Genomic DNA, 529 nt, shown 5'->3' on the forward strand with positions numbered 1-529 from the left:
AAGAGTTCGATTTTATAGTCCTTGCGGACTTTCGCCATTTTTTATGAAGAATTCTTCTTCAAGCGTCGATTTTTATCAGTGATTATTTTAAAAAACTTTTACTGACTTGCAAACTTTTTATTGTTTGCTTATCTTACGCTTTTTGATTACTTGATTTGTTACAATCATTTGCCTTTCTAGATATCATTCTGTTTGACTTTACGTCTTTATTTTATGCTCAATCAATGAACTTAAAAATGCGGTTACCAAGACTTGAACTTGGGACCTCGACATTATCAGTGTCGCGCTCTAACCAACTGAGCTATAACCGCAAGTGCATTGGAGATTAGGAGACTCGAACTCCTGACCCTCTGAATGCAAATCAGATGCTCTACCAACTGAGCTAAATCCCCGATAATGTTAAGTTGCACTGCTGAGATTAATGCAAAGACTTTTGACAGTGAAAAGAAGACAATGTGTCAAGCTTATAGAGCTTGCCCAACCTCGGAAGATAACCTCAGTTATCTTACCTGTCCTTTAAAGGAGGTGA

2 tRNA genes are annotated in these 529 nt (G+C 37.2%); both read right to left on the bottom strand.

What is annotated here, in order from left to right:
* Window positions 1-237: 237 nt before the first annotated feature.
* A tRNA-Ile gene (locus AOM43_RS06460) sits at window positions 238-311 on the bottom strand.
* A gap of 8 nt (window positions 312-319) precedes the next feature.
* Window positions 320-392 (bottom strand) — tRNA-Ala (locus AOM43_RS06465).
* Window positions 393-529: the final 137 nt, after the last annotated feature.

The sequence above is a fragment of the Parachlamydia acanthamoebae genome, from assembly GCF_000875975.1.
GTDB classification, from domain to species: Bacteria; Chlamydiota; Chlamydiia; order Chlamydiales; family Parachlamydiaceae; genus Parachlamydia; species Parachlamydia acanthamoebae.